Source organism: Nostoc sp. DSM 114161 (assembly GCF_052692665.1).
Map to the genome: position 1 here is coordinate 3,010,808 of NZ_CP195141.1, position 16,029 is coordinate 3,026,836.

General features: G+C 43.2%; 12 protein-coding genes. All 12 read right to left on the minus strand.

Features of this window, described 5'->3' with window-relative positions; genetic code table 11:
- Nucleotides 1-14: 14 nt before the first annotated feature.
- A complete protein-coding gene (locus NSTC745_RS13295; RefSeq protein ID WP_445637554.1) occupies nt 15-3,038 on the minus strand; it encodes a N,N-dimethylformamidase beta subunit family domain-containing protein in 3,024 nt (1,007 codons plus the stop codon).
- 51 nt (nt 3,039-3,089) lie between these two features.
- Nucleotides 3,090-4,280 carry a DegT/DnrJ/EryC1/StrS family aminotransferase gene (locus NSTC745_RS13300; RefSeq protein ID WP_445637555.1) on the minus strand — a complete coding sequence of 397 codons (1,191 nt, stop codon included), beginning with the start codon at nt 4,278-4,280 and terminating at the stop codon, nt 3,090-3,092.
- Nucleotides 4,281-4,387: 107 nt separating this feature from the next.
- The gene (locus tag NSTC745_RS13305; RefSeq protein ID WP_445637556.1) at nt 4,388-5,476 is read right to left on the minus strand and encodes a class I SAM-dependent methyltransferase; all 1,089 of its coding nucleotides are present in this window, start codon (nt 5,474-5,476) and stop codon (nt 4,388-4,390) included.
- A gap of 6 nt (nt 5,477-5,482) precedes the next feature.
- A complete protein-coding gene (locus tag NSTC745_RS13310; protein ID WP_445637557.1) occupies nt 5,483-6,466 on the minus strand; it encodes an NAD-dependent epimerase/dehydratase family protein in 984 nt (327 codons plus the stop codon).
- The gene (locus NSTC745_RS13315; protein ID WP_445637558.1) at nt 6,456-7,160 is read right to left on the minus strand and encodes an acyltransferase; all 705 of its coding nucleotides are present in this window, start codon (nt 7,158-7,160) and stop codon (nt 6,456-6,458) included. Before NSTC745_RS13315 ends, NSTC745_RS13310 begins: the two co-directional genes overlap by 11 nt.
- A 12-nt stretch (nt 7,161-7,172) precedes the next feature.
- Nucleotides 7,173-8,267, minus strand: a complete 1,095-nt coding sequence (locus NSTC745_RS13320; RefSeq protein ID WP_445637559.1) for a DegT/DnrJ/EryC1/StrS family aminotransferase — start codon at nt 8,265-8,267, stop codon at nt 7,173-7,175.
- A complete protein-coding gene (locus tag NSTC745_RS13325; protein ID WP_445637560.1) occupies nt 8,264-9,292 on the minus strand; it encodes a Gfo/Idh/MocA family protein in 1,029 nt (342 codons plus the stop codon). Before NSTC745_RS13325 ends, NSTC745_RS13320 begins: the two co-directional genes overlap by 4 nt.
- Before the next feature lie 202 nt (nt 9,293-9,494).
- Complete coding sequence (locus NSTC745_RS13330) at nt 9,495-10,010, minus strand: acyltransferase (protein ID WP_445637561.1); 516 nt, start codon at nt 10,008-10,010, stop codon at nt 9,495-9,497.
- A 19-nt stretch (nt 10,011-10,029) separates the two neighbouring features.
- Complete coding sequence (locus tag NSTC745_RS13335) at nt 10,030-11,310, minus strand: ABC transporter ATP-binding protein (protein ID WP_445637562.1); 1,281 nt, start codon at nt 11,308-11,310, stop codon at nt 10,030-10,032.
- A 15-nt stretch (nt 11,311-11,325) separates the two neighbouring features.
- Nucleotides 11,326-12,171: an ABC transporter permease gene (locus tag NSTC745_RS13340; protein WP_445637563.1), complete on the minus strand. Its 846-nt coding sequence runs from the start codon at nt 12,169-12,171 to the stop codon at nt 11,326-11,328.
- A 30-nt stretch (nt 12,172-12,201) separates the two neighbouring features.
- Nucleotides 12,202-12,630: a hypothetical protein gene (locus tag NSTC745_RS13345; protein ID WP_445637564.1), complete on the minus strand. Its 429-nt coding sequence runs from the start codon at nt 12,628-12,630 to the stop codon at nt 12,202-12,204.
- 819 nt (nt 12,631-13,449) lie between these two features.
- Nucleotides 13,450-14,802, minus strand: coding sequence for a glycosyltransferase family 4 protein (locus NSTC745_RS13350; RefSeq protein WP_445637565.1), 1,353 nt, complete (start codon nt 14,800-14,802; stop codon nt 13,450-13,452).
- Between the last annotated feature and the right edge of the window lie 1,227 nt (nt 14,803-16,029).

Below are 16,029 nucleotides of genomic sequence, written 5' to 3' on the forward strand. Positions count from 1 at the left end.
CCTTGTGGGGTGCTTTAAGGAACAATCAAGCTTGCATTTGGGGCTTGGGGTTTAGCCCCCATATCTGCTAGGATATTGACGGTTATTTGCTTGGCGCGAATATCTTCCCGAAATGGGCTAACACCGTCACTGTCTAACCCCCATGCCCACTGAATGGTACCGGAGGCAAAAACTTTAGCCCCACTACTAGCTGTGTAGCGGGCTGAATGGGATTTGGTAAAATCCTGGTTGGCTGGGAGTGCTCTTTCTCCAACTGGTTCGTCGAAGTTTGGCAACACATCAGCGGGTGTCACTGGCGACTGAGACAACATCACCAGTCCCGGAGGAGTAGACCCATTATTAACGATAAAATCCCATTCATAACCTACTAACATAGCCAGCTGATCGCCATTCTTGAGTCCTGTGTTGGCATAGTAAGGATCGCTAGCGTTGGCAACGACAAAATTAAAACCGCCGTAGGTATCTAGGTCGCTACCATACATGACTCCTAACAAAGAATTTTCCGGCCTCTGGTTCTGAGCGCTGCGGAATTTATTAGTGGCTGCTGATGGCCCCTGCTGCTGGGCTACTGGATCTAATGCCCAATCAGGTTTGTAGCAGGCCATCACCCGGTTGGGCTTCACTTGTCCGGCAGCAAGAGTAGAATTTTCAAACCTCACTCGCCAATAACCAGTATTGGCTGAGAAAAATCCTAAATTAATTCCGGTATTGCGGGCAGCCTCGATGCGATCGCGCATTTCTTTAGACCAGTACTCATCGTGACCCACAGACAAGAATACTTTGTGATTGAGCAATTTTTGTCCGTTGGTGTGAACCTGCATACTGTCGGTGTAGGTAACATCGTAACCTAGAGATTCTAGCCACCGCACCATATTGTATTCCCATCGCAGAGGTGTGTCGGCCTCGTTGGAGTTTTGATAAGTTGCCTGAGCGAAAGGCCGGTCGTAGGAAACCTTAAAAGCCCGTTCCCCGCCAATGCTGTTAGAACTGTACAAGCTGTAACCCCCCGTTGAGCTATAGGCGAGGACAGTAGAAACCGCACTATTGAATAAAATATCAGCATTGCTGCTATCATCGCGGACGACAAACCACACATGAGCCACTACCCCAGTTGCTTTGTCAGTCAGTTTCGCTACATAAATACCACTAGTCCAGTTATTGCCTACCTGCAAGACGTAGGAAGTTGTCCAGTTGCACTCTACTAGGCGGGTATCAGGGTCTACGGTACAGGCGGCTTGGGTCGTGCCATTGAGTACCCCACTGCTTGCGATCAGCCTTCCTCCTGTACCGCCATAGTAGCCCAAACGGTACACATCGATGGTATACTGTCCGGCTTGTCCAAGAGAAACCTTAATGTCTAGCGATTCCCCTTTATTAACGCTGGTGGCCGAGGCATAACCAGCAATCTCGCCATTACCCCGGTTGTCAAGCTTCCAGTTAGTCGTGCCTGAATTGAGATTTTCCAAATACACGGGATTTGGGTTCGCCGGAATTGCTGTAGCCGAGAAGGTGGTACTGCCGATGCCTACTGCTGTGGCCCCTACTATCACCGCTCCAGGTGCGCTAGGAGCCTGTCCCAATGTCAAAATTGTACTTGCTTGACCGCTACCATTAGTTACTACGCTGGCAGGCGACACCGATCCCCCACCACTGATAATCTCAAAGTTTACCGTGACCCCTGATTGAGGATTGTTTTGAGCGTTTAGAACTTGCACAACTAGGGGGTTGCTCAGAGCTGCTCCCGTTTTTCCACTCTGATTGTCTCCACTGACTTTAATCAACCTGCTGCCACTGACAAAGGCTATGTCACGATAATAGTTAGCATTCCGGAAAGAAGCGGCTGGGAAAGAATTGGGATTTACATTAAATACCCCATTATTGCCGTCCGCTACTGAGCTAAGATCGCCATTAACTATGGGGTTGACCAGCTCGTCATATGTGGCAACGTAATAGGCGTTGACGTTGACAGAGACCACATAAATCGAATTGCCTTGAATGTTAACTGGCGTTTCTAGAAGCTGCTCCTGCCAGCCAGAAGCCGTCTCGTTAGTAAAAGTGACGCTTGCTATAAGAGTTCCCGCTGCCGTCCAGATTTTCCCAACATGAGTTCCTGTCTCACTAGCGGCTTTCCAAAAGCGAATGGCGGCAACCTGTCCGCCTCTACTACTGCGGAATTTCAAGCCTAATTCATAGGGGACGCTATCAGTAGAATTTGGAAAGCTGGGGACTTGAGTAGTCAATATTGTTTGGCTCGTCCCCGAAGGATTGGTAGTAGCAGAGAAGATAACGCTACCTATTTCTTGGGCGGTGGCACTTACAGTATTGGCGATCGAAGTTGTCGCACCGGGATTAGCTCCAAGGGTTAAGGTGGTACTAGCCTGTCCATTAGTACCAGTTACTGCGCTAGCAGGCGAAACCGACCCTCCACCACTGGTAACGGCAAAATTCACTGTGACCCCTGACTGAGGATTACCAGCAGCGTCTTTGACCTGAACAACCAAGGGGTTAGGTAAGGGAGTTGCACCTGCACCAGTCTGATTGTCGCCACCGATCTTTGTAATCGTAGGCAGGGAAACAGCTACAAAGTCGATGTCACGAAAATAGTTAGTATTGCGGTAAGAACCTGTTGGGAAGGCTCCTGGAGTCCCATTAAACACCCCATTGCTACCGTCTGCCACTGAGCTAAGATCCCCATTGACAATGGAGTTACCCAGTTCATCGTAAGTAGCGACGTAGTAGGCATTTATGTTGACAGAGACTACATATGTGGTATTAGCTTGAATGTTAACTGGCGCGGCCAGAGTCTGCTGCTGCCAGCCAGAAGCCGTCTCGTTAGTAAAAGTGACGCTTCCTAAAAGAGTTCCCGTTTCTGTCCAGATCTTGCCAACATGAGTTCCTGTCTCGCTAGGGGCTTTCCAAAAGCGAACGGCCAAAATCTTTCCCCCTTCGGCACTGCGGAATTTCAGGCCTAATTCGTAGGGAACGCTATCAGTGTAATTTCCAATGGTTGGAACTTGACTGCTAAAGAGGTTAGCCATAGTTGTTTGCCATAAAGTTATAGTTACTAGGGGCGATCGAAAGTAATTTCCCTAAATCTGACAAGCCATTTTCAAAACTTCCACCACATAGTCCTGTTCCTGTTCAGTCATCTGATGAAACAGGGGTAGCAGCACTGTGTGGTCTTGTGCCTGTTCGCTCTCAGAAAGGCGATCGCACTTTCCAACTCCACATTCACAAGCTTTCGGCTCAACTCCACACGACCAAGCTTCTTTTTCATAAGCAATTTCCCGGTGAGCGCACATAATTCCGCGTCGCGTAGCAATGCCAGCGTCTAACATTCGCTGCATTGCTTGTAGCTGGTCGTATCTCTCTGTAAGCCGTACACAAAAACTTTGCCAGTTACTCTTGGCCCAACTTGGCTCGGTGGGTAACTTTAATCCCGGCACATCTTGGAGTTTTTCCTGATATCGCTGTGCCAAATAACGCCGACGTTCTACAATCTCTGGAAGGCGTTTGAGTTGTTCTCGCCCTACTGCTGCTTGAATATCAGTCATGCGGTAGTTGTAACCCAGCATGGGGTATGACTCAAATATCACCTGTTTGGCACCGTGGCGTACAGTATCGGGAACGCTCATCCCATGTTGCCGCCAAAGCCGAAACTGCTTGTCCCATTGGGGATTATTTGTAGTCAGCATCCCACCGTCACCAGTGCTGATGATTTTCCGGGGGTGAAAAGAAAAGCAAGCGATATCTCCATGCGGCTTGCCAATTTTCTCCCACTGACCATTCCAGAGAATTTCACTACCGATGGCACAAGCCGCATCTTCAATTACTGGCAAACCGTGGCGGTGGGCAATATCCAAGATGGCTTTGAGGTCGCAAGGCATTCCGATCTGATGGACGATAAGAATAGCGCGAGTGCGATCGCTAATCACATCCTCAATTAACATTGGGTTGATGTTGTATGTCTGTGGTTCAATGTCCACAAACACTGGTATCGCCCCGCAGTAGCGAATGCTGTTGGCTGTGGCAATATAAGAATGGCTCACAGTAATCACTTCATCCCCTGGCTGCACGCCTACAGCTAAAAGCGCTAAATGTAATGCTGTGGTGCAGTTGGAGACGGCACAGGCGTAGTTTGCTCCGACATAAGTGGCAAATTCTCGTTCAAAAGCGGCGACTTCTGGCCCTTGTGTTACCCAGCCAGACATGATTGGACGTTTAGCCGCTTCAGCCTCCGCTTCGCCCATCCAAGGTTTGGTAATTGGGATATTGTGCATTTTTCTTAATAGTTATAATAGCTATTTCTTTGAACGCAATTTATGATTAGCTCGAATTTTTAAAACCGAACAATGTTCTAACTTTTTTACTGCCTAATGCTAAGTCGTCACGAATGTTTACGCGCAAGCACATACATATGACCATTCATCGGTACGCTTGGCAAACGTTTGGCAATACGAGCAAGCAAACCATCAACACGCCTTAAAGTCTGAAAAAACAGATTGGAAGGCAGAGATCGTTGCGGCTGAAGTCCAAGTAAGCGACCTAGTGCATTTGGTGTATACAATAGGTCATTGAAGTCATCATCATGGCGCGGACTTAAGAAATCTAGTTCATACACTAGGCTTGCAAAAAGTTTTTCCACTACTCCCCAAGACTGTTGTATTTCGATACGTTCTATATTGAAGCCAAAGCGTGACAGCAGACACATAAGTGCCTTCTTCGTAAACAAACTGATATGGCATGGTGCCGTGTAAGGTGCATCGGCATACCAGGGAAAGAAAAGACCAAGTAGGTTATCAACTGCGGGCGTAGCAATTAGTATGCATCCACCAGGTTTAACAAGACTTGCAATCTGTTTGAAGAAAACATCTGGTTGTGGAAGGTGCTCGATTACCTCAAGGAGTGTTACACAGTCATATAACTGATGCTGTAGCTCCTCAGGTGATAAGGTGATCGTCAAATCGTAATTCCGCTTAGCAATTATTACACTCTGGCGGTTCAGTTCGATACCTTCAACATTCAAAAAGTTGAACTTGTCACGCAAAAGTGACACAAACGTTCCTGGACCGCAGCCATAATCCAAGATTTTCAGCGATTTGTCATTTCCCAACCAAGTTGCGAGATGGTGCATTGTATCAGTACCAATGCTGATGCTGAAATGATGTCCTTGGGCTATTTGCTTTTCTTCAAGCTGCCTGTAATTACAATAGAAAGGGCTGTTATAGAAGGCACTAAGAACTTTGTCTGAAGGAACTGGATTTGCAAATCTAAAACCACAGGCGCGACAGCGGCTATATGGCATATGCCGTATTGTTGCGAACTTCGTAATAGAGCGCATCTGGCACGCAGGGCAGATATCGAGCTGACGCCACGATTTTATCTCTGTAACAAGCTCTTGATTAAACGCACTCAGAGTTGGCGTAGTAACGTAGCCTGGATTACTTACTGGTTGTGAAATATTGTTGTTTAGCATAACTTACTAGTAATTATTTTTACTTAAGTTTTCCTCTGTCTGCTTTTGAGAATGCCACCAACTAACCAATCTTTCTAATCCTTCTTCTAGAGATACCTGCGCTTTAAAACCCAAAAGCTCCTGTGCTTTACTCACATCAGCAAGTCGGCGTGCCACAGGGTTGACTTTGCGTTCTGGACCATATTCTGGCTGCAAATCTGAACCCATTACCTTAGCCAAGCTATAGGCTAGGTCGTTCAAGCTGGTTTCCACATTACTGGCAATATTAAACACCTCATCAGTGACATCAGCTTTAGCAGCCAAGATATTTGCTCTGGCAATGTCTTCGATATACACAAAGTCCATTGTCTGTTTGCCATCACCGAAAATCAGTGGTGGCTCACCTTTAGCGATGCGCTCCATCCAGCGAATCAGTACTTCAGTGTATACGCCGTAAATATCCATACGCGGGCCGTAGACGTTGAAATACCGTAATGCTACATAGTCCAGCCCATACATATCATAGAAACTGCGTAATAAACCTTCGTTAAAGACCTTTGCCGCACCGTAGAGAGTACGGTTATTGTAGGGGTGATGAGATTCGGTTGTTGGGAACTCCTCTGCCATACCGTATATTGAGGCTGATGAGGCAGCGACTACCTTTTTTACTCCAGCTTTCACTGCTGCTTCCAACACATTGAAAGTACCATCTGCTAAAACTTCCAAAGCTAGACGGGGTTCTTCGGCACATTGGGTAATGCGGATTGCTGCCTGATGAAAGACTATATCTACACCTTCCATGACTTCACTCAGGAGTTTTTGATCCCGGATATCACCTTCGACAATTACCAAAGGGCCGTGTTCCTTTGCCCAAGCAAGGTTTTTCAGTTGTCCGCGAGTGAAGTTATCTAGGATAATAATTTCGGAGACTCCCTCATTTACCAGTAAATCGGCAATATGGGAGCCAACTAAACCTGCACCACCTGTGATTAAAATTCGCTTATTTTGCATATTCTTCCTTTAATGTTTCATATCCTTCTCGCCAGCGCAAAAACTTAGCAGGAACGCCAGCAACGATCGCAAATGGCGCCACATCTTTAGTAACAACAGCCCCAGCACCAACGATACTGCCTTTGCCAATGGTCACACCTGGCAGAATTACCGCATTCATCCCAATATCGGCTCCTGTTTCCACTTTTACCGATTTAATTTCTAAATCGGTTTGGATAATCGGCACATCAATCGGCAAGCCAGTATGTGCTGAACCTAGTACTTTTGCACCCGGCCCCCATCCGACATAATCTTCAATAATTAAATTGCGGGCATCAAAATAACTCTGCGGCCCAATCCAAACATGGTTACCAATGATGCAAGTACCATCGAATCTTCCCTGAATGTAGCTTTGGGAACCAATAAATACCTGGTTCCCAATCTCAAAGGTTTCGAGATGTTTAAAGCCTACACCATTGCCAATGCGAACGTTGTGACCAAATTTGCGTGCTACCGCCCGCCAAATGGCTCGTCGCATTAGCCCATCAAAGTCGCCGTCACTTGTAACAAAGCGGGCGTATAATTCGATTAATGGTTTTTGTTCGTACTGAGTGCGTAAATATTCTGCTAGTTGAATTTCAAAGTCAGGGTCTAGCTTTTGAGCTTGTAAGCCGTGGACAGCTTTGACTATCTTAGTCTTACTTGGATCGGACATTGAACTCCTGGATTATGTGAAGCTAATTACCGCTTTGGCAACTTGAGTTTGTGACTCTTTGGTTAGTTCTGCATACATCGGCAGAGATAACACTTCTTTGGCTGCTGCTTCTGAGTGCGGAAAATCTCCAGCTTGATAACCCAATTCGGCGTATGCTTGCTGGAGATGAACCGGAATTGGGTAGTGAATGCCTGTTTGAATTTCCATTTCTTGGAGGCTTTGTTGCAGGGCATCTCTTTGAGGCGATCGCACTGCATAGACATGGTAAACGTGGCGGCTGTAAGGCATCACGGTGGGTGTACTAACACCAGATTCTCTTAAAAGTTCGTCGTAGTATGCTGCGTGACTTCTTCTAGCTTCTGTCCAGGCTTCGATGTAGCGTAACTTCACCCGCAAAATCGCTCCCTGGATGCCATCCATGCGATAGTTGTAACCTTTGAGGATATGGTGATACCTGCTTTCTTGACCCCAGTCGCGCAGCATTCCCATAGTACGGGCATATTCGGGATTGTTGGTGACTGCCATGCCTCCCTCACCGTAAGCCCCTAAATTTTTGCCAGGGTAAAAACTGAAACAACCAATATCGCCAATACTACCCACACGTTGTCCTTTGTACTCGGCGCCGTGAGCTTGGGCAGCATCTTCAATAACAGTTAAACCATAACGGCGAGCAATTTCCAAAATTGGCTCCATGTCTGCTGGTTGACCGTATAAATGTACGGGCAGAATGGCTTTTGTGCGCTCAGTTATCGCTTTTTCAATTTGGCTGACATCGATTGTGTAGGAAACAGGATCGATATCTACGAAAACGGGTGTGGCTCCGGTGTAACAAATTGCTGCTGTGGTGGCTACGAAGGTGAAAGGTACGGTAATTACTTCGTCTCCAGCACCTATGCCTGCTGCTAATAATGCTAAATGCAGCGCACTAGTACCTGTATTGACAGCAATGCCATAATCTGCATTGGAGTAATCTGCAAATTCTTGTTCTAATGCTTTGACTTCATTACCCAAAACGAATTGGGTACTTTCCAGGACTTTTAAGACGGCAGTATCAATTTCGTCTTTAATACTTAAATACTGAGCTTTTAAATCTACAAATGGAATCATGCTGCTACCTCTGCCACATTCAATTCAATTAATTGGCCTTGCTTTTTGAGAGACTGGGTTGCAGCTTCGAGAATTCTGACTACCCGCAGTCCTGCTTCTCCATCAGTCAGGGGGCGATCGCCTTTTTGAATACAATCAATGAAGTGTAATCCTTCTGTCTTGAGTGCCTCTGTCACATCCAACTTGGGCGACCACATATCTCCTGTGCGATAACCAATCATCATTTGGTAGACGCTTTCAGTATTGCCGTTGACTGTAATACCCTTGTCGTAAATCTTGAGTTTTTCACTCGGTTCTAAGTCATCGTAAACAATCATCCGTTGACTACCACCAATCAATGTGCGACGGATTTTCACTGGCGCCAACCAATTGACATTGATGTGAGCGATGAGATTTTTCTCAAAGAATAAGGTCAAGTAGGCAAGATTTTCTGGTTCTCCAGGAACGTGGCTGACGCCTGTAGCCGAGACAGCATAAGGCTGGGATGGCAATACGTAGTTCATAATCGATAAATCGTGGACTGCCAAATCCCAAATGACATTCACATCATGCTGAAAAAGTCCCAAGTTAACGCGTACAGAATCATAGTAGTAAATATCACCCAAAGAATTAGTGGCGATCAAATCGTGCATTTTGCGGACAGCACCCGTGTAAACAAAAGTATGATCGACCATTAACACTAAGTTGCGTTTTTCTGCCTCTTCAATTAGCCGCTTTGCTTGTTCGGAGGTAGTTGTCATCGGCTTTTCGACTAGCACGTGTTTGCCAGCCTGCAATGCAGCTAAAGCTAATTCAAAGTGAGTTGAAACTGGTGTGGCAATGGCTACAGCGTCAATTTTAGGATCTGTAAATATATCTTGACAATCTTGAGTAACTTGGATGGTGGGATATCGAGCTTGCACTTTTGCCAGTAGTTCTGCTTTAAAATCGCTGACTGTTCTTACCTGAACTCCTGGCATTTCGACAAAATTTCTGACTAAATTTGGCCCCCAATAACCATAACCAATGACACCGATATTAATCATATTTTTTGTTGCTTTTAATTAATCAGAATTTATTTTTGAGGCACTATCAACTACTACCAGACTGCCAATAATTGATAGCTGGATTGCAAGTTCTTGCTATTTTGAGCTAAAAAAGCTTTATGTTCGCAAACTTTAAGAATTCACTAAAAAGCTATCCAATGTCCAAAACTGAATTTGCTCAAACAGGACACAAGGAAGATTTTCACAAACTATTAACTGAGATTTGCAAGTTTTGGCGATCGCCTACGGCACGCACATCCCCTATAACACGAGCGGGGACTCCAACTACAATTGCATAATCAGGAACATCGCGAGTTACTGTAGCTCCAGAACCGATGATGGCTTTTTCACCAATAGTTACCCCCGGCAGGATGGTAGCGTTACTACCAATAGATGCACCATGCTTCACTAAAGTTTTGATTGTATACCAGTCATCAGCTGTTTTTAAACTACCATCTTCATTGGTTGCACGGGGATAAAGGTCATTAGTAAACATGACTCCATGACCAATAAACACTTCATCTTCTAGGACAACACCTTCACATAAGAAACTGTGGGATGAAATTTTACACCGACTTCCAATGGTGACATCTTTCTGAATTTCGACAAATGCCCCGATTTTCGTATCATCGCCGATAACGCAACCGTAAAGGTTTACAAGATCGGGATGAAAAATCTTGACGTTTGTGCCTAACTTGACATCATCTTTTACAGCCATTACTTAATCTGCCTTCAAATTAATACTTTTCTACTGTCTGCCAAATACCATCTTCTAAATAAGTGCACTCATCAGGTTGCCATTGATAATCTGGACGCTCGAAGTTGTGCATAGTCACTTCAAACGGGCAAATTTCTCTCAAGTTTTCTAGCAGAGTGTCGCTACGACGATTGGAGAACCATGTCGTCAATGTATATGAACCCATATACAGTCTCAATTTGGGAATCTCAAATCGCAGAATAAATGTTCCCGGCTCTCGACAAAAAGGAGCATCAGAATTAAAAAACCAGAAGATACAAATCCCTTGTTGTAAAAAATTGACTATCTGAAAGGAAAAACGCAGACTTTCATGAGGTTCGCTTACATGTAAGGCAAACTCAAAGGTAATGGGTTTTCCCCAACAGTGAATTCCTTGTTCTTCGGAGGTGTGTGCCTTTGCCCAAGCTACATAATTGCCAGTTTTATTGACAGGGGCTTGGTAATATGCTTGCGAGACAGAATCATCTTTCTGCCCAGCCATATATAGCTGTACTGCTTTGCTAGTATCGCCATCAAACTGAACGCTACCCTTAGAAAGTAGTATGCAACGTTTAGTGAGTTGAGCGATTGCTTGCATACTATGACTCACAAATAAAACTGTTCGTCCTTCTTTGGTGGCGACATCACCCATTTTGCCCAAGCACTTTTTCTGAAATGCTGAATCACCCACAGCCAAAACTTCATCGACAATTAAAATTTCTGGCTCTAAATGGGCTGCAACGGAAAAAGCAAGGCGCACATACATTCCTGAAGAATAGCGCTTAACTGGGGTATCTAAAAACTTTTCCACCTCAGCAAAGGCTACTATTTCATCAAATTTCTTTTTAATTTCGGCTTTGCTCATCCCCAAAACGGAGCCGTTGAGATAAATGTTCTCGCGTCCCGTTAGTTCTGGGTGAAATCCTGTTCCTACTTCTAATAAACTTGCCACCCGCCCTTTGATGGCGATACGTCCCCTCGTCGGTTCGGTAATTCGGCTGAGAACTTTTAATAAAGTAGATTTACCGGCGCCATTGCGGCCAATCACACCAATGGCTTCACCTTGTTGAATCTCAAAGGAAATATCTTTTAAAGCCCAAAATTCTTCCCGTGCTGGGTTGGGGATTTTTTTGCCACCAGGTTTAATAAATGTCTTGGCAAAAGATTTAGCACCATCGGCAATTACATCCCGCAGCGCTTTGTAGCGGCTTCTTCCCTCCTGTTGGTGAGCTATTATATATTTTTTGCTTAAATTTTCTACACTAATCATGTTCTCAGACATCTGCACAGCTCCTTGCTAAATTACGTCAGCAAATGTCCGTTCCACTTTGCGGAAGTACCAAATGCTACTTACCAGCAATAGAGCAACTAGTCCTAAAGATAAGGTGAATCCACTCCAATAAAGTTTGGATTCTCCTCCTAAAATAGCCCAGCGAAAGCCATCAATCACGCCCACCATTGGGTTTAAATAGTAAAGCAAACGCCATTGCTCTGGTATGATGCTGCTACTAAAACCGACTGGTGAGATATATAGACCAAACTGCACAATAAAGGGCACAATGTAACGGAAGTCTCGATATTCCACATTTAAAGCTGCCAACCACAGCCCTACTCCCAGTGAAGCCGCAAAGGCAATGGCAATAAATAACGGTAAGGATAATATCCGCCAACTAGGAACAAAGTTATACCAAGCCATTAGCCCTAAAAGGATCATCCCAGAAACGAGAAAGTCTACAAAGCTAACAATCACTGAACTAGCAGGCACAATTAAGCGGGGAAAGTACACTTTAGAAATTAAGTTGGCATTAATAATTAAGCTGTTACTACACTCGCTGAGGGCACTGGAAAAAAACTGCCAAGGTAGCAAGGCGGCAAATACCAATATTGGATACGGTGCTGTCCCTTCCGAAGGCAATTTCGCCAAGTTTCCAAAGATGACGCTGAACACAACCATCGTTAAAAATGGTCGAATCAGTGCCCAAAGCATACCAATTGCTGTTTGCTTGTAGCGTACTAAAATATCACGCCAAGACAGAAAATAAAATAGCTCTCGATAGCGCCATAGGTCTTTCCAATATTGCTGCTCTGTTTGTCCAGCTTCAATTATTAACTCTGGCTTTGACGTAATTCTTTTACTATTCATAATATTGATTAAAGACCACGCTTTTGAGCGTTAAGTGACAAACTGAAAATCTCGGATGCTGCGATAATTTAGCACTTTTGCCTGCCTGCGAGTGAATTCTCCGACGGAGGGGTTTCCCTGGGGATCGATCGCTCCTGTTACCTGTTGCCACAGTTCTTGTGGCGCTAGAGAAACTTTATAGGTGCCCTCGTCCGACTTGCAGACGTGATACCACTTTGTCTGCTGGCACTGTTCGCACCAAAAGGCCTCTAACCACTCTCCCTCTAGAGAAACTGCGGTTTGGTTGGCTACTAGCATCAACGCACTGCGGCGACTCATACCCCGCTGCTGCAACTGTCCTGCTTTATCGGCAAACAATTGATATTTTTGACTCCTACTTTCTAGGTAGCAACCATGATTTGGACAGTAGATAGCTCGCCGTTTTGAACGTTTCCGATTTCGGTCACACCTTCTCTGCAATTCGACCCCCCACTTGAATAAATACACAACAAATTCTGGAAGGTTACGTTGGAGGAACTGAGATCAAAAAGACCATCAAAGCTCATCTCCTGAAGTTACAAACTAAATACTATTTGATTAAAGTAAGCTGATTCAAAAAGATTATTAAATCGGGAATTTGTTTTTTGTAATGTGGCAACAGGTTAATCTTGTTTTTAGACAAGAATATTGATTGCCTATCTTTTTTAATTAAGTGATTATCGATCGCTGTCAATCTGTCTTAGAGCATAACATACTATGGTGGCTTCATATTATCTTAATCAAACTCATCACAATCCAAACACAAAACTATTTTTGCCATTACGTTATTTGGAGAATTTTAAGCACAAAAATAAGTAAGACTAATAAATTATTTATTGTTTATAAGTCTAACTGTTAGCTATTAGTATGAGTTGATTGTAAAAATTATTTTCTAGTTCAATTACGGATTAAACACAACCCTCCGAAAACTAAATTTTTATTGAATATGCAATTTTATTTAAGCAAGGTGTCGATCTAGCTTAAATAAAAAGGTAAACGTTTCTGGAAAAAAAGTATTTTGTACTTTGCCTATTGTGCCAGTGTTTCAAAATTGAGAAAGTACTGCCAAACTCAAAAGATGATGGCAAATCTTACCATAAAGTCGGGAGCTTGGACTGACCCTGCTAATAGGGTTTCACTGGTAGCAGCAGGAGCAAAGGACAAAGGAGAATACTTTGCACCCTGGATTTTTGAGGATTGGTATGAGGCTAAAGGCCTTTGCAGCCTACACCAATCTGTTGTCGATTATTTCTTCAAAAACTATTTTGTATGGCTTTGAGACATAGCGATCGCATCATCAGATAAGATTGCTTGCTGCAAAACATCAAGGTATTGTTGAGAGATAATCTTGGGTGTGAAATGCGATCGCAAGTATTGACGGCCTGATTTGCCCATACGCTCTCCCAATTTGCGATCGCGACTGAGTAAGCGAATAAATTGAGCTAAAGCATGACTATCTCCGTTGTCAAATGTGCCACCGCACTCAGCTTCAGCAACCAATTCTCTCAAGTATGAATACTTCGAACAAATCACTGCTATCGGTCGTCCCGATGCTAAAGCTGAGTAAAGCTTGCTAGGAACGACTAAGCTCTCGGTGGATGCGTCTACACTAACTAGTGAAAGATCGCAAGCCGTTAATGAATAAGGCAGCACTTTTTTGTCTTGATATGGTAAAAATGTAAAATTCAAGAGTCCTAATTCATTGACTTGTTGAATCAATTCATCGCGTTTGGCTCCACCACCAATGCAGACAAATTGAATTGGTTCATCTTGCAGTTCTTCAGCAGCTTCGAGGATAGTTGCCATATCATGGCAGCGTCCCATATTCCCAGAGTAGAGTACGGTAAATTTATCTACTAACTTATGCTCCAAGGCAAACCAATTTTCTTGCTTGGCGATTGGCACAATTAATTCCGGGTTCGCCCAACTGTGGATTACTGAAGTTTTATCAGCTACTTGCGGGCAATTTGCTAGCACTTGTTGTTTCATGGCTGGACTAAGAACCACAATTCCCTTGGCGTTTAGCCAAACCTGTCTGTTAATGCCACGCCATAACCTTGCTATCCAATTATCCTTTGAGATCACTCCCAAAGCGATCGCAATATCGGGATAAAGGTCATAGAGAATGCAAACATAGGGAATTTTAAACAACAAATAAGCCAGATATCCGATAACGGGCAAAAATGGTGGAGCCGTAGTTACCAACAATACATTGCTACGCTGCCTAGCTTTGAGTAGATAGAGCGCAGAACGTAAGGTATATAAGATCCCATTGACAGCTTTACCACGAATTCGACCCGGCCAAAGTTGGGCTGTGCGCGATCGTTGAACTCGGATTCTACCCATACGTTCAACCGGTAAAGCAGCCGTATGAGAGTCAAATGCATATCCTGGCTGACTTGTAAAAACCTCAATATCAACTCCTTGCTGTCCCAATTGTTTCACCAGTTCCTCAATCAACTGTCCCGTAGGAGCATAGTCTGGTGGAAAAAACTGCGTGATCACAGACAATTTGATAGATTGTTGGGTTTTTAGAGAATAGTCATTTTTTACGTCTATCCGTGTAGAAATGGATTGCAAAAGCTTTTGATTAATCCATTTATTCAGTTTCATCAGTTGTATCCTGTCTTATAAATCTTGTTCAATACACTACTGAAATGCTCAAGCCATTAATTACACACAAAACTTGTCTTAATTAAGAAATATTTTCATTTGCTTTAAGCAAGTTGATTAATTTACTGGTATACATAGAACCTCTTAATAAGCGGATCATACAGACATATATACGTTAACGCAGTGCTAATTTTAGCCGCTTAAGTATGTCTATATCTATACATATACTTTTTAACTTGTATACACGATCTTTTCGGAACACGGGAACACAACAAAAACTAAAAGTCTGAATCGGTATCGTTATATTAGACATGTAATATTGCTCTACAACAAAGCGTTTTACAGCTTTCTAAGCAACTTTACTTGATGTCTAGATAACTCTAAAAGCTACTATGCACTGGTTTAACCTAAAAAATAAAGCGTCTGCGGTCATTGGGTTTAGGATGTTTTGGTTTACTTAATTGCTTTTTGGGTTAGCAATATTTTTTACATATAAGTATTGAGTATTGTTTGAGATTCAATACTTTATTTTACATGTAACTTCCTACAAGAATACCATGACAAAAAAATGTTTCAAATCTACTGAGACACTTTACAAAAAATTTATGTTTTGACAATTTAGATAAACAAAGGCTTCACAAACTAGTTGATTTGTTGTAAAAATTTTGATAGGTAAAAATTTGTATATTTCTTCAATCTAAGTAGTCAGTTTTGCAATGTTACTGGTAAGACAAGCATCAATTTTTTTGGCGCTGAAGTAATCTAGAAACTTAAATTAGTATTAAATTTTACTCAAATAAAAGATAGTATAGTTTTGAGAATAACGATTGGCAACTGGCACAGCGACATTTAAATTACTTTAGCTACAATCGATGTCAAAGATTTGTCACCTGCTTTATGCAAACGACACTTTGGCGTAATTGGAGATTCATTTTGAGTTCAGCTACAATCTGGAACTAAAAAAATGTATACTTAAAAACAAAGATTTTGTCATCGTTGCTTACTCAGCGAGAATCTCAGAGAGTGAAAAACCTAAAATTATAACAATTTAAATCTAAGTAAGCGTTACCATAATAGAGGGCTAAAACTAAGCTAAAAGATGCATTGATATTTAAAAGTTATCAAAATCTTGATTTATGCCTCCCATTGATGACGGATTATACTAAGCAGTTTGCTAATTTTGGAGCTAATAATAAAACTTTGCATACTTATTCCTTTAACTCGGAA